This is a genomic window from Bdellovibrionota bacterium (genome assembly GCA_035292885.1).
In the GTDB taxonomy this organism is placed as follows: Bacteria; Bdellovibrionota_G; JALEGL01; order JALEGL01; family DATDPG01; genus DATDPG01.
This window is the reverse complement of the sequence record DATDPG010000036.1, coordinates 24,053-41,258: the sequence shown is the minus strand read 5'-3', so window position 1 is coordinate 41,258 and position 17,206 is coordinate 24,053. Positions and strand designations below refer to the sequence as shown.

Annotated in this window: 17 protein-coding genes and 1 riboswitch; of the genes, 9 read left to right on the top strand and 8 right to left on the bottom strand. The window is 54.5% G+C overall.

Going from position 1 to position 17,206, the window contains the following annotated elements:
* The 8 genes from VI895_02995 to VI895_02960 all read left to right on the top strand — a co-directional run.
* On the top strand, positions 1 to 1,423 hold a 1,423-nt coding region (locus VI895_02995), incomplete at its 5' end, for a radical SAM protein (protein ID HLG18769.1).
* Between the two features lie 54 nt (positions 1,424 to 1,477).
* On the top strand, positions 1,478 to 3,250 hold the full coding sequence (locus tag VI895_02990; protein HLG18768.1) for a tetratricopeptide repeat protein: 1,773 nt from the start codon (positions 1,478 to 1,480) through the stop codon (positions 3,248 to 3,250).
* Between the two features lie 78 nt (positions 3,251 to 3,328).
* On the top strand, positions 3,329 to 5,341 hold the full coding sequence (tkt, locus tag VI895_02985) for a transketolase (protein HLG18767.1): 2,013 nt from the start codon (positions 3,329 to 3,331) through the stop codon (positions 5,339 to 5,341).
* Positions 5,317 to 7,248 carry a hypothetical protein gene (locus VI895_02980; GenBank protein HLG18766.1) on the top strand — a complete coding sequence of 644 codons (1,932 nt, stop codon included), beginning with the start codon at positions 5,317 to 5,319 and terminating at the stop codon, positions 7,246 to 7,248. Before tkt ends, VI895_02980 begins: the two co-directional genes overlap by 25 nt.
* A gap of 52 nt (positions 7,249 to 7,300) precedes the next feature.
* Positions 7,301 to 8,626 carry a DUF2079 domain-containing protein gene (locus VI895_02975; protein ID HLG18765.1) on the top strand — a complete coding sequence of 442 codons (1,326 nt, stop codon included), beginning with the start codon at positions 7,301 to 7,303 and terminating at the stop codon, positions 8,624 to 8,626.
* A 69-nt stretch (positions 8,627 to 8,695) separates the two neighbouring features.
* Entirely contained in the window at positions 8,696 to 9,280 is a 585-nt protein-coding gene (locus tag VI895_02970) for a class I SAM-dependent methyltransferase (protein ID HLG18764.1), read from the top strand.
* Between the two features lie 39 nt (positions 9,281 to 9,319).
* Positions 9,320 to 10,306, top strand: coding sequence for a glycosyltransferase family 2 protein (locus VI895_02965; GenBank protein HLG18763.1), 987 nt, complete (start codon positions 9,320 to 9,322; stop codon positions 10,304 to 10,306).
* The gene (locus tag VI895_02960) at positions 10,224 to 11,117 is read left to right on the top strand and encodes a methyltransferase domain-containing protein (protein ID HLG18762.1); all 894 of its coding nucleotides are present in this window, start codon (positions 10,224 to 10,226) and stop codon (positions 11,115 to 11,117) included. Before VI895_02965 ends, VI895_02960 begins: the two co-directional genes overlap by 83 nt.
* A gap of 11 nt (positions 11,118 to 11,128) precedes the next feature.
* On the opposite strand, the gene VI895_02955 is transcribed toward VI895_02960, so the two are convergent.
* Positions 11,129 to 11,785 (bottom strand): MBL fold metallo-hydrolase, encoded by a 657-nt coding sequence (locus VI895_02955; GenBank protein ID HLG18761.1) that lies wholly within the window; start codon positions 11,783 to 11,785, stop codon positions 11,129 to 11,131.
* Between the two features lie 12 nt (positions 11,786 to 11,797).
* Between VI895_02955 and VI895_02950 the strand changes: the two genes are divergently transcribed.
* Positions 11,798 to 12,226: a cupin domain-containing protein gene (locus tag VI895_02950; GenBank protein ID HLG18760.1), complete on the top strand. Its 429-nt coding sequence runs from the start codon at positions 11,798 to 11,800 to the stop codon at positions 12,224 to 12,226.
* Between the two features lie 98 nt (positions 12,227 to 12,324).
* On the opposite strand, the gene VI895_02945 is transcribed toward VI895_02950, so the two are convergent.
* Genes VI895_02945 through thiC form a run of 7 tightly spaced genes read right to left on the bottom strand, consistent with a single transcriptional unit; the run spans position 12,325 to position 17,013 of the window.
* A complete protein-coding gene (locus VI895_02945; protein HLG18759.1) occupies positions 12,325 to 12,639 on the bottom strand; it encodes a helix-turn-helix domain-containing protein in 315 nt (104 codons plus the stop codon).
* A complete protein-coding gene (locus tag VI895_02940; protein ID HLG18758.1) occupies positions 12,636 to 12,968 on the bottom strand; it encodes a type II toxin-antitoxin system RelE/ParE family toxin in 333 nt (110 codons plus the stop codon). The genes VI895_02945 and VI895_02940 overlap by 4 nt, the downstream gene beginning before the upstream one ends.
* Before the next feature lie 55 nt (positions 12,969 to 13,023).
* The gene (locus tag VI895_02935; GenBank protein ID HLG18757.1) at positions 13,024 to 14,001 is read right to left on the bottom strand and encodes a glycine cleavage T C-terminal barrel domain-containing protein; all 978 of its coding nucleotides are present in this window, start codon (positions 13,999 to 14,001) and stop codon (positions 13,024 to 13,026) included.
* Positions 13,998 to 14,684: a thiamine phosphate synthase gene (locus tag VI895_02930; protein HLG18756.1), complete on the bottom strand. Its 687-nt coding sequence runs from the start codon at positions 14,682 to 14,684 to the stop codon at positions 13,998 to 14,000. The genes VI895_02935 and VI895_02930 overlap by 4 nt, the downstream gene beginning before the upstream one ends.
* Complete coding sequence (locus VI895_02925; protein HLG18755.1) at positions 14,662 to 15,447, bottom strand: thiazole synthase; 786 nt, start codon at positions 15,445 to 15,447, stop codon at positions 14,662 to 14,664. Before VI895_02925 ends, VI895_02930 begins: the two co-directional genes overlap by 23 nt.
* A gap of 1 nt (position 15,448) precedes the next feature.
* The gene (thiS, locus tag VI895_02920) at positions 15,449 to 15,664 is read right to left on the bottom strand and encodes a sulfur carrier protein ThiS (protein HLG18754.1); all 216 of its coding nucleotides are present in this window, start codon (positions 15,662 to 15,664) and stop codon (positions 15,449 to 15,451) included.
* Entirely contained in the window at positions 15,661 to 17,013 is a 1,353-nt protein-coding gene (thiC, locus tag VI895_02915; GenBank protein ID HLG18753.1) for a phosphomethylpyrimidine synthase ThiC, read from the bottom strand. Before thiC ends, thiS begins: the two co-directional genes overlap by 4 nt.
* Positions 17,014 to 17,045: 32 nt before the next feature.
* Positions 17,046 to 17,144: riboswitch (TPP riboswitch) on the bottom strand.
* Positions 17,145 to 17,206 lie beyond the last annotated feature (62 nt).

Genomic DNA, 17,206 nt, shown 5'->3' with positions numbered 1-17,206 from the left:
GGTTTGCTTCGCGAATGCGAATGCGGCCGGCTATGTGTGCGAACCCGATCTCGTGGACATCCGCCGGATGCTTCAAAACCTCCGGGATATGAAACCGGTTCCGGCCAAGGTCGTTCAATTTGCCGGAGGCGAGCCGACGATTCACCCGCAGTTCCACAAGATCGTCGAAATGGCCAAGGAGATGGGCTTCTGGCACATCCAGGTCGCAACGAACGGAAAGAATTTCTCCAACTACGAATTTGCCAAGAAGGCGAAGGAAGCGGGGATGCACACGCTTTACCTTCAGTTCGACGGTGTCACGGACGATGTCCAGTTTAAGACGCGCGCGGAGAAGATCATGGACACCAAGCGCAAAGTCATTCAGAACGCGCGAAAGGTCGGCCTTCGCGTCGTTCTGGTGCCCGTTTTGGTCAAAGGCGTGAACGACCACCAGGTCGGAGACATCATCCGATTCGCCGTGGAAAACGTAGACGTAATCACCGGCGTTTCGTTCCAGCCGGTCTGCTTCACGGGCCGAATCAACGAACGCAATCGAATTGAGAAGCGCTACACGATGACGCATCTCGCGCTGGACGTGGAAAAACAGACCGGCCTGATTCCGGCCAAGGGGGGCTGGCTTCCGCTCGGTTGCACCTCTCCGTTCTCCAAACTTTCGGAAGCGCTCTCCGGTGAGCCGGCGATGACGATCACGTGCCATCCCGATTGCGGAAATGGCGCTTATCTGTTCGTCGAACCACATGAGAAAAAGGAAGTCCGCTCGCTGACCGACTTTTTTGATCTGCGGTCCGCGCTCGTGGACGTTTCGAATCTGGCCAAAGAAGTCCGGGAGAAAAACGCGAAGAACGGAGGCACCTCTTCGGCTGCCACGCAGATTTTTACGAAAGCAAAGACGCTCGGAATACTTCGGAAGTATTATCGTGGCGACAAGGCCCCGAAGGGTTTGTCCTTCCGACGTCTCTTGGGGGTCTTGGACGGCTATCACAGCAAGGATGTCTCGCAAAACCCGACGCATCACACGAAGCACGGCTATCCGACGCTCTTCGTCGCGGGAATGCATTTCCAGGATCCGTACAATTACGACATTGAGCGGGTAAAACGCTGCATCATTCATTACAGCGCGCGGGACGGCCGGATCTATCCGTTCTGCACGTATAATTCGGGCCCGTACTATCGGGAGCGCGTCGAGGAGTCGATCAGCGTTTCGCTCGGCATGTATAAGAACCAGGCCGATCTCGGGATGTTCCCATCCCAAATGAAAGAGGAAGACGCCGCGACGGTTCGCTCCGGTTCACTCCCGGTGGCGGAATTCGCGGCACCAGCGAACTCCCTGCCGACGTTGAACGAGATGCCATCGAGCGGCTGTTGTTCCTCTGAAGCGTCCCACGGCCACGAAGCTTCAGCGGGTTCCTGCGGCTGCGGATAAGTTTCCTAGAATTCAAATCGGAAGCCCGTAGACTAAACATCTATGGGCTTTCGCTTGTTGGCTCTCCTGGCCCTGACTGCCGGCGTCTATTTCAGCACGCTTAACGCGCCGTTCGTGTACGACGATTATTTTCATATTGTCGCGAACACCGGCATCCACACGCTGACGAACCTCCGCGCACTTTTCCATTCCGGCTTTCAGGAAACCAGGCCGATCTTCGTCCTGTCGCTGGCCCTCAACTATTTTGCCGGAGGGAGCGCACCGTTGGTTTACCACGTCACGAATCTCGTGATTCATTTGGCAAACGGCCTTCTATTTCTGGCCGTCCTGATGCTCGTCGAGAGTTTCTTTCCGGAACGCAGAAACGGGAAAATCCGGTGGGTTCCTATCGGCGCCGCGTCGATCTTCCTCTTGCATCCTTTACAGACCGAATCGGTAATCTATATCAACAGTCGTTCCGGACTCCTCATGACCTCTTTCGTCCTGGCGTGCGTCGCCACGTTCCTTGAGTTCCGACGATCGCCTTCAATTCAGAGATCGATTCTCTTTTACGGTGCGTCCCTCCTGTTTGAAATTTGTGCTCTCCTTTCCAAAGAAAATGCCGTTGTCCTTCCGGTCCTCCTGCTTGGAGCGGATTTCTTCCTCTGTCCGCGACGAACAAAATCGTCGGTGCGGTCTGACTTTAAGATTCATGCACCGTTCTGGTTCGCATTGGCGGTAATTCCAACTCTCTACATGTTTTTTGAAACGCCTCATTATCGAACCATCGGACTCGAGGTGATGAGTCCGCGGCACCACTTCCTTACACAAGCGGGTGTTTGGGTCCGTTTTCTTGAAATGTATTTGGTGCCGATCGGTCAAAACATCGATCACGACTTTGAAATCACGACGAGTCTTTTCGATCCTCGTTTCCTGTTTTCGTTCGGCCTCCTCGGCCTGCTCTTTGGTGCGGCCGTCAAGTACTACCGGAAGCTTCCCCTTTTTACATTAGGCCTGGCTTGGTTTGCCGTTACGTTGTCGCCAACCAATTCAATTGTGCCGTTCCGCGACTTTATGGCGGAGCGACATCTCTATCTTCCGTTGGCCGGCCTCTCGTTGGCGACGGTCGTCCTGATCGAACAGCTCGGCAAAAGAGCCGTCGGCATTGCGGCAATTGCTTGGATCATCCTCTTGACAGGAATGACGTATGCCCGAAACCAGGTATGGAATAGTGAAGTGTCGTTGTGGCAGGATTCCGTCGGAAAATCCCCGCAGAAACCTCGCCCGTACCTCAACCTTGGCGCCGCCCTCGCTGACGAAGGACGTTACACAGAAGCGGAAGTCGCCCTGCGCCATGCCCTCACACTAAATCCGACTTATCCCGAAGCACTGTTTAATCTCGGATTCGTATTGAGAAAGTCGGAAAGGGAGAGGGAAGCTCAAGAAAGTTTACGCCGACTGCTGCTTCTCGAACCGCATCATGTCGACGGGCGAACCCTGTTGGCCAAATCGTTGGCCAAAGACGGGCGCTTGGACGATGCGGTTCAGCTCCTGCGGGACGGCTACATCTATCCAGGCGCATTTCCAAAGTGTGCGCTTCTGGCCGCTCAACTGGAGATCCAAGCGGGCCGTTCGAAAGCGGCTGAAAAGACGTTAAAGGACGCCCTCCGACGCGCTCCCGCCATACCTCCTCTTTACATGGCGTTGGGGCGCCTCTACTGGAATGAGGGAAAGAAACCGCAAGCCTTAAGCGCTTTTCACGAAGCCCTGTCCTTGTCGGGAACCCCGGCTGCAGAATTGGAACGGGCGAGCCATGAGCTCGCCTCGCTCGTGGATCAAGAAGAATAGGGAGATGCGAAGGATGATTCGACATTCGGACGGCTCTACGTTAGAAAAATGCGCTCGCTGGCCTTTGGAGGATTCCGCGTGACGACCGAGACTGATCCGATTCGCCTTTCCATAAATACAATCAGGATGTTAGCGGTGGACGCCGTGGAGAAAGCAAATGCAGGCCACCCAGGGATGCCCATGGGAGCTGCGGATTATGCGTGCCTCCTCTGGCTGAAATACCTTCGGTACAATCCATCCCACCCGAACTGGCCGAACCGCGATCGGTTCGTTCTTTCGGCCGGTCACGGATCGATGCTCCTCTACGCCTTACTTCACCTGTCCGGCTACGACCTCCCTCTCGACGAAATCAAGAATTTCCGTCAGTGGGGAAGCCGAACGCCCGGCCACCCGGAATACGGTCGAACCCCCGGCGTCGAGGCGACAACCGGGCCGCTCGGCCAGGGCTTTGCCGACGGAGTCGGAATGGCCATCGCTGCCAAAATGATGGCGCAACGGTTCAACCGCCCCGATTTCGCACCCGTGGACCACCACGTTTACGCCATCGTCAGCGACGGCGATCTCATGGAAGGGATTTCGAGTGAAGCCGCATCCCTCGCCGGACATCTAAAGCTGGGGAACCTCATCTATATTTATGACGACAATCAGATTTCGATCGACGGCGAAACCAAGATCACGTTCACCGAAGATGTTGCGAAGAGATTTGAAGGATACGGCTGGCATACGGAGCGGATCGACGGACACAACCATGCCCAAATTCAAAAGGCCATTGAAAATGCTCGCGCAGAAACCGCCCGCCCATCCCTGGTTCTCGCCCGCACACACATCGCCCATGGAGCGCCGAGCAAACAGGACAGTTCGGAATCCCACGGAGCCCCTCTGGGAGCCGCGGAGGTTAAAGCCACAAAGGAGGCGCTCGGCTGGCCTCTGGAACCGAAGTTTTTGGTCCCGGATTCCGTCCGTAAGCTGTTTGCCGACCGCGCGGCGACGCTGGAAAAAGAATTTCGAGCATGGAGTGACGGCCTGGCCCGCTGGAGAAAGAATCATTCCGACCTCTCCACGCTGTGGGATCAACATTGGGAACGCTCGGTTCCGAAGGATCTCTTCACCAATCTCTGTTCAAACCCGCCGAAAATGCCTAACGCCACGCGATCGATATCCGGCGAGCTGCAGCAGCGAGTTGCACAGGCAGTCCCCTCGCTGATCGGCGGTTCCGCTGACCTCGAAACTTCGACGAAAACCCGCATCTTGGGGGCACCGTCCATTCAACCGGAGAATTTCGCGGGACGGAATATCGCGTTCGGCGTTCGAGAACATGCCATGGGCGGTATCCTCAACGGTTGCGCGCTATACGGGAGTTTCATACCGCTCGGCTCGACGTTTCTGATTTTTTCGGACTATATGCGCCCTGCGATCCGGGTCGCCGCATTGAGCCGGCTTCAAGTTATTTTCGTGTTTACGCATGACTCGGTCTTTTTGGGTGAAGACGGCCCCACACATCAGCCAATCGAGCACCTGGCTTCTCTTCGACTGATTCCCAATCTAACTCTCGTGCGCCCCGCGGATCCCCTAGAATGTGCGGCGGCCTGGCAGATCGCGCTGTCCAGGAAAAATGGACCGACCGCCATCTGTCTGACACGCCAGAAAGTGCCGGCCATTGAACGGGATGCCAGCGTCTCCACACAAGACATACTGAAGGGCGGTTATGTCGCGACCGAAGCGAAAAAGGGGTCCCCCGACGCCGTCCTTCTCGCCACCGGATCCGAACTCCACCTGGCGCTGGCCGCTCGCAAGGAACTATTGACCCAAGGAATAGACGTCCGGGTCGTGTCGATGCCGTGCGTGGAACTCTTCGCTCAGCAGAGTGACGGATACCGAGAAAAGGTATTGCCCAAGGATATTCCCGCCGCGGTTGTCGAAGCCTCGCGAGGCGACCTCTGGTACAAGTGGATCGGAGTTCGCGGGCTGGTGATCGGAATCGACCACTTCGGTGAATCGGCCCCCGATCACGTCCTGGCGGAAAAGTTCGGATTTACGACTTCAAACGTGACGAAGCAAGTGAGCGAATGGCTTCGAAATCGTTCGGCGTAATCCTGACCACGCTTTTTTGTGTCGGTTGGCTACCGGGAGCCGCTTCCGTTGCGTATCTGGGATATTGGAACCGGATCAGGCGGTTCGACCGGGTTTTTCTCCCTATTTCCTTAAGCCTCCTTCTATCGCCCGCCCTTCTATTCATTGGGGGGCACCTATTTCCGATTCGACCGTGGTCGGTTTCAGCCTGGCTGGTCGTCGTTTCCCTTGTTCTCTTATTCCTTTCTCGACGTTATCCGCCCACCCACGTTGAGCCCATCGAACCGACGTTGTCGGGGAAAAAACGAACCCTATTCCTCGCAATCTTAGCGATCATTTTCATCACGCTGACCTTGAAACTCTTTGAGTCCCAAGATTCTTCTCGCTACTTCCCGATCTTTTACGATTACCCGAAACATGCGGGCGTCATTTATGCTCTCCAAAACCATTCACTTCCGCCCGTCAATCCCTTTTTCAGACCTTTTCAGGATATTCCGCTCTCCTACTATTATTTTTTTCATCTTCTCCCCGCCTCACTGACGGCCGGAGGTGGAATCTCGACGGCTCACGCCTACGGCCTATTCGCCTTTCTCACGGCGGCTGGATTCCTGTATGCACTCCTATTTTGGCTACGATCACAAAACAGATCTGCAGGTGAAAGCCTAGCTGCCGTGGGTTTGCTCGCCTTATTCGGTGGGCTCGACTTTATCGTTCTGTTCGTCCGACTTCTTCCAAATCTGATCCGATGTTCGGGAACGCTCTGGGGATGTTGGTGGGCGACGGCGCCGGGACTCGCCAGCGGCTGGAATCAGACGATTGCCAGCGTTCTCGACTTCCTCACGACGGCAGGCTGGATGCCGCAACATCTCCTGAGCACATCCACATTTTTCCTCGTCCCCGCACTCATCCTGCGGGCCTCAAGCCCGAGGCGGATTCTCATCCTCGCGCCGTTATGGGTATTAACCACCATCGGAAGTTCGATCTACGTGGGAATTCTGGGGTTCGGACTCTTAGGAGTCTGGCTGCTGGCGCGATATTACATGCGTGCCATACGTTCGGTGAAATTTCGGGATGTTTTTTTCCCTCTGGCCGCAACCCTGATCCTCTTCGCCACATTCGCCCTGGAAATAAAGCCCGCCCAGTTATCCAAGACATCGGGGTTTCATATCGGGTTCCCGTCTCTTTTCTATCCCGGAAGGTTGATTTTGAGCATGGCTCCATATCTCGTTTTGGCTTTCCTTCGACCGCGATCTCTTTGGCCGAGCCTTTCTTCTTGGGAACGCGCCCTACTCTTCGTGTCGCTCGGAGCCAGTCTCTTCATTTCATCCACGGGTCTCCTGGCCAACGATTTTTCGAAGAATGCGATCTTTGTGACGTATTGCCTGATGGCGATCGTAGCGGCACCCTCCTTACTCGGAATCCTTGAGCCAAAGAAACGATGGAATATGACATGGCTGGCACCACTTTTGTTCGCGGGACTGCTTTCTTCGCTCTACGAGACGGTTGCGTATGGAATTTTGCGATTACAGACGCAATCTCAACCGAACGTCACAGCCGAAGATTTTTCGGAGGCCGCTCGATTTTTGCGCGATAAGACTCCAAAAGATTCCGTTGTTCAGACGCCGGTTCGGGAATTCAATTATCTTCTCATGCTGAGCGGGAGACGGAGCGTGATCCTCGATCGCTCACACGGGGCCCTCATGAACGTCGACTCCGCCGCGTACGAGTCCATCGCGAACAAGATCGAGGATATGTTCGACTCCTTGGATCGGCGAAGAGGCGATGAATTGGCGCGCGAATTGGGAATTGATTATCTCTTCTTTCGGCGACGGCGCCTTCCCACTACCCTATATCCGGAGCTCGCCGTCGCCTTCGAGAACAACACATTCGTAATCCTGAAGGTTCTACCGTCGGAAACAGCAAACTAAAATGAGAAGAAATTTGCCATTCTTCGTCAGGAGCAATTCCGCCAGTATCGTCATGGCGTCGACTGTGGCCGGTTACGTCGCACTGTTCTTCACACTTTCTTGGGCGAAGCACCGAACGTTCCATGCGACAAGTTACGATCTGGCCAACTACGTGCGCAGTGTTTGGGGGTTGATACACGGAGACCCCTATGTGCCGCTGCTGGGAGGCTCGTATGTCTGGGGCGCCCATTTCGACCCGATTCTATATGTCCCGGCATTGTTAGGGCGATGGGTTCCGATTATTCCGCTACTTCTTTTTCTTCAGTCCCTCGCTCTGGGGTTCACCGGTTGGGTTGCTTTCTTGGGAGCAAAACGCGCGCTCGGTCCTGCCGCTGCGCTTTTTCTTGGAGGAGCGGTTCTTCTCCACCCTTCCATCCACAACGCCAACCTTTTTGAGTTTCATCCACTTACGCTCGGACTCCCGTTCCTGGCACTTTTCCTCTATTTTTGGTCGCAGCGGCGTTTCGACGCGGCCACTCTGGCGCTCTTGATCGCGCTCATGGCGCGGGAGGAGACAGCGGGTATTCTTTTCGTCTGGGGCCTGTATCGAATGCGGCATGACCGATGGAAAGGACGTGCGCTCTTTCTCTTGTCGATTCTGTGGGTTGTGACTCTCGTGCTCGTGAAATTTGGGAATCAAGAGGTCTGGACCGATCATTTCACCAGGGCTTTGACCCAAGTCGCGTCAAACCGCCTTGAGATTCTTGGCACGAAACTGAGAGACCCGTTTCTGGTCCTTTTGGGATTCGGACTTCTCCCGCTTTACCGGCCGAAGGCACTGATCTGGATTTTGCTGCCGGTGTTGTTTTTCCTTGCTTATCCCACCGGTTGGTACGGCCGAATCGATTTTCATTACACGGCTTTCTATATTCCTTTCTTGGCCTTTGCTTCGATTCAAGCCCTCGAAGCCATCGACCCGCGCAAACGAAAGCTCGCGATGATGGTTTTCGGTATATGCGCCGTGGTGATCAGTTGGAGTTATTCACTTGCTCCCTGGAATCGAAATGGGGATCCCGGATCATTTATGGAAGATCGATATGCGAGGGCGGCCGACGCTATTCTCTCCAAAATTTCGCCGGAGATGTCGGTCGCCGCGCCGGTTGCAATGCTGGCCTCTTTGGCGGAGCGGAAGTGGATTTTTAAGGAAGTCGCGGTGGGGGTGGATGCCTTGATTTTGGAAAAGAACCCCGTTCGAACGCTCGGAGAGTCGGAGAGCAATTATAAGGAAAGGCTCCGCTCGATTCCTCGGATCATTCGAGATGTGGCCGAACGCTTCCATTATCGGCCGGAATACGAAGGGAAAGATCTTGTTCTCTTTCTCCGTACCCGGCGCCAATGACGTCCTTTCCGCCGCTCTGCGGAAGAAATAATTGGTGACAGGGCTCGAAGGCCACACTATTTGTTTGGCATGTCTCTAGCGGATTCACCGTTGATTTATGAGGGATTGCGCCTCGCGTTTTTGGTCGGGTTAAGAGTCCGGCCGATTGTATCCGCACTAGACCTTCGACATGGAGAAAACTTGCTGGATGCGGGATGCGGTTACGGGACCTTCTTGAAATTCTGCGGCGATATCGACTACACCGGCGTGGACACAAACGAAGCTAGAATTTTAGGAGCCAAAGAAAAATACGGAGAAACCACGACCCGTCGCTTTATTAGAGCCGATATCGCGGAAACCCGGCTCCCCGACAAGAGTTTTGACAAGGCGATTTGCTACGGTCTTCTCCATCATCTCCCCGACGACAGGGCCCATCTCTGTCTGAAGGAACTCCACCGACTGGTTCGAAAGAGTGTCGTCTTTTCTGATCCCGTTTACACCAAATACCATGTGGTCAATAATTTCTTTTGTTCACTGGATCGTGGTCGGTACGTGCGAAACGCTGAAACATACTCCAGCCTTTGCCAGCCTTATTTCCGGAACCTGTCTACCCGAACGTTTTACGCCCGCAACGGCCTTCTAAAGTACTTTCTTCAAGTCGGCCAATTATCGTAAAGGGCTGTCTAAACAGCTATGATTCTTAAAGGTCCCGTAATGTCAAAAGACAAGATCGCCCGTCCAAGAGACCTGAAACTCCTTTCCATCGTGATTCCTGTGTTCAACGAAGCTCAGGTACTCCCAAAACTTCAAGTCAGATTGGGATCGGTTCGGACGGAAGTACCGTGCGAATCGGAGATTGTTTTTGTAAACGACGGGAGTTCCGATGACTCGGGCGCCATTCTATTAAGATGGGCGGCCCAAGATCGTTCCGTCAAGGTGATCGAATTATCCAGGAACTTCGGTCACCAGGCGGCGATCACGGCCGGCGTCGATCACGCACAGGGAGACGCGGTTATTTTGATGGACGCCGATCTGCAGGATCCTCCGGAGTTGATCGGCGAAATGGTCGGCAAGTACCGTCAAGGTTTTGACATCGTTCATGCGACTCGCGTCAAGCGGCATGGGGAAACGCTGCTCAAGCGGGCCTCGGCAAGTTTGTTTTACTGGATCATGAGTAAATTTATCCACCGAGATCTTCCTCAAAATGCGGGGGATTTTCGCCTGATGTCGTCTGAGGCCGCCTCCGCCCTTCGGTCTCTTCGGGAAACACATCGATTTCTGCGCGGCATGGTCACGTGGGTCGGGTTTCGTCAGACGAGTCTGCAGTTCGAGAGGGAACCCCGCGCCGCCGGAGAGACGAAGTTCCCGGCAAGAAAAATGGTTGGACTGGCGCTGGATGCCGTCTTCTCGTTTTCGAGCGCTCCTCTAAGAGTATCGACGTACCTGGGTTGTGCGGTCCTTGTTTTCGGCATGGTTTACAGTGGTTACACCGTCGCGCGCTATTTCATCTACAACGATCTGGTTCCCGGCTGGGCGACGCTGGTCATCCTCCAGAGCGCGATAGGAGGGGCAATTTTGATTTCGCTCGGAATGATGGGTGAATATATCGGACGAATCTATGATGAGATCAAACGTCGACCCTTATACATCGTGGGAAGAACGACGAATATTTCATCGAAACGAGGCAATTCCACTGAGTGAGGCGCCTAAATCGAAACGCGTTGAAACAGAGGCGGAATTCCATGATCGCTGGGCAGAGAGCGTATCGGCCAAAGAGGTCGATATAAGGAGACCGTTTGAAGCGATAACGGCCGTCGAGAACAAGTTCATCCTTGACCAAATGGGTTCTTTGCGCGGCAAGAAAGTCCTGGACGTTGGGACAGGATTCGGAGAGGCCGCCGTTTATTTCTCGCTGTTGGGAGCGGAAGTGACGGCACTGGACCTATCCCCCAAGATGCTCGAACTAGCCGAAAAATTGGCAAGGAATCATGGCGTTCGGATCCAAACGGTCCTCGGAACGCCGGATACGCTTCAAACGCAGGACAATTTCTTCGACTGCGTCTATTTGGGCAATGTCCTGCATCATATCCAGAACCGAGAGCGCTTCTTTCAACAGCTTAAGGCAACGCTCAAAACGGGTGGACGTTTTTTTTCCGTCGATCCGCTTGCCTACAATCCAGTCATCAATGTTTATCGCAAAATGGCCAGTCAGATGCGAACCGAAGGAGAAGCGCCCCTGACCGTCAAGGACATCCAACTCGCCCGACGATACTTCCGCGATGTGGAACACCGCGAGTTTTGGCTGACCTCCCTCATTCTATTTCTCAAGTATTTTGCCATCGATCGAATTCACCCAAACCAAGACCGCTATTGGAAAAGAATTCTCCGGGAGACCCGGGAAAGCCTTTGGTGGTTTCCGCCCCTTCTGACCATCGACCGGGCACTGACCCAGCTGCCCCTCATCCGATACCTCGCATGGAATACAGTTCTTTGGGGCACCAAAGCCGACTGACAAAGATCCGCTTAAAGTGAAAATTTCGGCCGGACCATGGCGAGAAAATCGTTCAGCGATGCCGAGCGTAGGAAGGGGTTATGGCGTTTTTGTTCCCCCATGGTCGATGTCGGCTGACCGGCATAATTGTGGCCCGGAAATAAGACCACATTGTCATCGAGCTTCGAAAGCCGATGGGCGAGACTGTCATAGAGTTGTTCGGGATCGCCGCCTGGAAGATCAGTTCGGCCGCAGCTATTAATAAACAACGTATCTCCGGAAACCAAACGGTTTTGAACGAGAAAACACTGGGATCCCGGTGTATGGCCGGGCGTATGGACGAACGTGAGGACGAGGTTTCCGATCTTCAGCTCATCTCCATGACTCCGCGGCGTCGCCGTCGCTTTCCATCCCTTCATCCAGGGCGTTTCGGACTTGTGCATATGGAGCTGCGCGTCGGTGCGATTTAAGAGCTCCTCGACGCCGTTGATATGATCCGGGTGACCGTGCGTCACCAGCACATGCCCAATCGAATATCCGTCCTTCTCGGCGGTTTGAACGATTCGGTCTACATCCCACGCCGGATCGACCACAGCAGCCACGCGCGACGCCGGATCCCCGATCAGGTAAATGAAATTCGCCATCGGGCCGATTTCCAGCTGTTTGAAATATAGGGCGGGCTCCGTCATACTGCACTGAACATGACGCCGAAGAATGTATCCCAGCTCATCGAGAGCGCAAGTGCCCCGTGGAAACCTTCCAAGATTCAGGGTGTCCAATACCTTCCTCTGCACGCCGACGAAGACGAGCGCGCGGGTTCATTTCTCCTGAAATTGAATCCCGGAACGAGCTATCCGCGCCATCGTCATCCGGCGGGAGAGGAAATTTTCGTCATGAGAGGGGAAATGACGGTCGGCGACCGAAAACTAAAAGCGGGAGACTATCTTTATTCGCCTCCCGGGTCGGTTCACGATGCGAACACAACGGACGGATGTCTTTTTATGTCGATTCTTCCGAAAGCGATCGAGATCATCGGCTTCGGAACCACTTCGGAGTACGAAGAGCCTAAGCCGGAAGCGGAAGGCTTACCACCGTCCCCGCAAAGCTCCGATCCCCTGAAACAATCGTAACGGACGTCCCCGGCTCAAACGCCGACCGGTGAACCAAGGCCATTCCCAAACACTTTCCAGGCTTTGAGGAATAACAACAGCTGGTGATCCGACCCGCTTCACGCGGCCAACCTTGGATCGGCGCGGGCGGAAAGCTCCAGCGAATAGCCAAGTGCCTTAAGAATCCGAAAGACCATGTCGAACGTCGGGGTTCTCTGTCGGTCACCGCGTTCAAGTCGAGCAATAAGCGGCTGTGTCACTCTCGCCCGCTTGGCCAGTTCCAACTGTGACAAACCCACCTTGGCACGCAATTCGGAAATCAAGTGCGCAACCTGAAGGTAAAATCGCCGCTCGTCAAAAAGAAACCTGACCTCCTTCTTTCTCAACTGCCTGGCAAGCAGTTCCTCGAATGATTGACCTCTACGATTTTTCATGGCAACACCTCCTTTAGTCTCTTTCTCGCAACCTCAATCTCACGCGGCGGCGCCTTCGAAGTCTTTTTCTTATATGCGTGCAATACGTACATTTCGCTCGCCGCCAACATCACATAGAAGAATCGGTAGGCACCGCCTGAAGTGCCGATCTTGATCTCCCAGAGCTTCCCCTCAATCTGGCGAAACCGGCATCCGACAGCTCCGAATCCATGATTCCGAATATCTTGGAGTACGGCAAGAATGTCCGCGCGGGACCGAACGTCCAGCTCGTCCAGAAAGTCAGCGACGTAGCTTCGGCCCGTACGCGACACATGGAAACGAACCCGCACTTCGGTACTATAACCATTTGGTTATAGTACGCAACTTGGCCGACCTTTTCAAGCTTCACAGGGGAAGCGGGAGGCTTACCACCGTCCCCGGAAAGCTCCGATCCCCTGAAACAATCGTAACGGACGTCCCCGGCTCAAACGCTGAACGATGAACCATGCCCATTCCAAGAGGTTTGCCCAAACGGGGTGAAATACACACGCTTGTAATTCTCCCAACCTCCTTTCCATTCGATAAAAGTTTGGAAACCGGGGTCATTTCTTCCTCCGCCGCAAGGCCCATCAATCGGTAAGCGACATTCTCTCCCCGGGAGTGTAATCGTGCCACGGTCTCCTGGCCGACGTAGCATCCTTTCGTGTACGACACCCCCTTCTCGAGATAGGGGACTTCGAGAAGAAGACGATCTTCGTTCACATCCTTCCCGAATTCCGGGACACCGGCTTCGATGCGAATAGCTTCGAACGCCTGGGCGCCGAGCCGTTGAGCCCCTTTTTCTTCCATTTGTTTTAGGAGGCGATCGGATTCCTGCGAAGGGCAAACGACATGAACGCTCGAAGAGAGAGGTTGAGCCGCGACGTACCCGTAAACGGAATGCCCATCGACAGACCAGGTCCGAAAATCCCCCGCCGACCCGAAGTCTTTCATTTTCAAAATGGAACACAAGATTTCACCGGATTTCGGTCCCAACAAAGTAATGATTCGAAACGATTCAGAACGATCCAGTATGTGCACGTCGTCCCGAACCACAAACTTCTGGAGAGATTCCACTAGACTCTTTCGCGCGACCTCCTCGACCAGCAGCCATAGCCGATCGTCGATATTCCCCAACAAGAACGGCGCCACAAGCTTTCCTTTGTGCGACAGCATGGACGCTAGAATCCATTTTCCGGGCGCGAGCCCTTTCACATCGTTCGAAACCATTCCATGTAGGTATCGAACCCGATCTTCCCCCTCCGCGCAGACAAAACCTAAATCTGTACGCGGATAAAATGCGGCATCGCTTCGAGCCGCGTCGTATTCCTGTAACCAAGTCATATCGATTCTTCCTTTCGCTCGGTTTGAAGAATCTGGCGGAATTGAAGCAAGACTTCCGCCGCATCGGAGGATTTCCAAAGTGCCGATCGAATCGCAAACCCATAGGCTCCTACCCTTAAAACGGACTCCGCACGTTCGGGCGTTATTCCGCCCAAGGCGAAGATGGGTGAGGATGTCGTAAGGCAAACGGCTTTGAATCTTTCCAGGTCAATCGGTCGAGAAAAGAATTTGTCCGGACTTTTCCAAACCGGAGCCAAGATAAAAAAATCAGCGTGATTATCGTTGCTTTGAATCCGGCCCAACGTTTCCTCGTGAATCGATTGCCCGATCCAAACCGATCCCACAATCCGCCGTAAATCGGCTAAATGGATCCCTCCATCTGGAACGTGAACTCCCGTCGCTCCTATTTTTAGAGCGAATTCGGCGCGCTTGATCGACTCGGCATCGGCCCCAATATTGATAAACAATTTTGTCGAAACGCACTTTGCAACGGCGGCCACGTCCGCCGCAACAGAACAAAACTCTTCAAACGGCAGATCTTTCTCTCGAAACTGGAGGGCCGGAAGGCCGCTCCGGCAGACTTCCTCGATCTTCCGGAAATAATCGTCGCCGGAGCACAAACTTCGGTCGGTGATTCCGATCAACCGCGGAAGCACCGTCTTATATGAGGAAGGTTGGGACATCGGTCATCGGACTTGAGGCCGAAGCGTACAATTTCCGGGGAATACGCCCGGAAAGAAAGGCGAGTCTTCCCGATTCAACGGCCAGCCGCATCGCCCGAGCCATTTGAAGCGGTTTTTTTGCGCCGGCGATTCCCGTGTTCATCAGGACGCCGTCCATTCCGAGCTCCATCACCACCGCGGCATCGGAGGCGGTACCCACCCCCGCGTCCACGATGACCGGAACCCGCACGGCCTCTTTCATCAGAATCAAATTGGTCGGGTTTCGAATCCCCAGACCCGAACCGATCGGCGCGGCGAGCGGCATCACGGCGGCACATCCGAGATTTTCCAACTTCTTCGCCACAATCACATCGTCGCCGATATAAGGAAGGACGGTAAATCCATCTTTGGTCAGCTCTTTCGCCGCTTCAATCGTCGCCTCGTTGTCCGGAAAGAGCGTCTTTTCATCGCCTATTACTTCCAGTTTGATTAGATCCGACAAACCGGCTTCGCGCGCCAGCCGCGCCGTGTAAATCGCATCCTTCGCCGTGTAACATCCGGCGGTGTTGGGCAGAAGTGTAAACTTCTTTCGATCCACGTAATCGAGGAGCGAGGGCCCCTGCGACCGGTCGAGATTGATTCTGCGCACAGCGACCGTGACGACTTCGGCGCCTGAGACATCGAGGCATTCGCGCATTTCCTCAAAAGTCCTGTATTTTCCGGTCCCGACGAAAAGCCTCGATTTCCAGGTCCGTTTGCCGATCGAAATAAAGTCATTTTCCATATCAACCTCCCGCAACGAATTGAACGACATCGATTTGATCCCCCGCTGAAACATAGGTTTCGCCGAACTGAGATTTCGGGACGACTTCTGCGTTTCGGCCAAGAGCGATCGTCCCCGTATCGATTTGAAGAAACGCCGCCAACTGGGTAAGCGTCATCGAATAAGGTAACGCCATCGGCTTACCGTTAAGTGTGATCTCTATAGATGCGTCATTCACGGTTGAGCTTCCCGTTCCACCTTGCGCAACGATTCCGTCACACGCTGAGACGTGCTGTACGAGCAGAATTTCGGGCCGCACATCGAGCAAAAGTGCGCCGTCTTATATCCTTCCGCGGGCAAGGTCTCGTCGTGATATTCCTTGGCGCGGTCCGGATCGAACGAGAGCTCGAATTGCCGCTTCCAATCGAACTGGAAACGCGCCTCAGAAAGCCGATCGTCTCGTTCGCGGCTTTTGGGCCGATGCCTGGCGATATCGGCCGCATGCGCCGCAACCTTGTAGGCCACCACGCCCTGGCGAACATCTTCGGAATTCGGAAGTCCCAAATGCTCTTTCGGCGTGACGTAACAAAGGAGAGCCGCTCCCGCTGTCCCCGCAATGGTCGCGCCGATGGCCGATGTAATGTGGTCGTATCCGGGAGCGATGTCCGTGACTAAAGGTCCCAAGACATAGAACGGAGCTTCGCGGCAGATTTCTTGCTGGATCCTGACGTTCGTTTCGATCTGATCCAGCGGCACATGCCCCGGCCCCTCAATCATGATCTGAACATCACGATCCCACGCCCTCTGTGTCAGTTCACCCAACACGCGGAGTTCGGCAAACTGCGCCTCATCCGAAGCATCGGCCAGACAGCCTGGGCGAAGGCCGTCGCCCAGAGAAAACGAAACATCGTACTTCGCAAAAATCTCACACAATTCATCAAAATGTTCGAAGAGCGGATTTTGCTTTCGATGCGCCGTCATCCACTGCGCGATGATGGCGCCTCCCCGGCTGACGATTCCGGTCTTCCGCCGTTCGATGAGAGGCAAAAATTCCCGCAACACGCCTGCGTGGATCGTCATGTAATCGACGCCTTGTTCCGCCTGGCCCACGATGACATCGCGCAAGAGTTCCCACGTGAGATCTTCAATTCGTGTGACCTTCTCGACCGCCTCATAAATCGGGACCGTTCCGATCGGCACGGTCGAATGACGAATAATCGCCTCGCGCGTTTCATGAATGCACGAACCGGTCGAAAGGTCCATCACCGTATCGGCGCCGTACTTGACCGCGAGCTGCAATTTTTCGACCTCTTCTTCGAGCGTCGAGGTTGTCGGCGAATTCCCTATGTTCGCGTTGATCTTGCAGGAGATGCCGATTCCGATCCCCATCGGCTCCAGCTCCGGGTGACGGATGTTCGCCGGAATGATCATTCTCCCTCGCGCCACCTCCGCGCGGATGAATTCGGCGGAGACTCCTTCTCTATCCGCCACAAAGGTCATCTCCTCGGTCACGATTCCCTTCCGCGCAAAATGCATTTGACTCGCGTTGGGCGTTCCGTGCCGTCGCTCGATCCATTCTTCTCGCATTCTGGGTTCCTCCGTTCGGAAGAACTCTAGGAAGGGGGAGTCGAACTCATTCCCTCCGCTGGCATTACCCAGTTCAGGTTCCAGGGTCTGCTCTCAGGTTGGATAATCTCCAACCACCCCTAGAGTTCAGGCTCCCTTTTAGGGCCCGTACGGCGAAAAGTAAAGCTCTGAAAATTTTGCGGGATCCACGCAA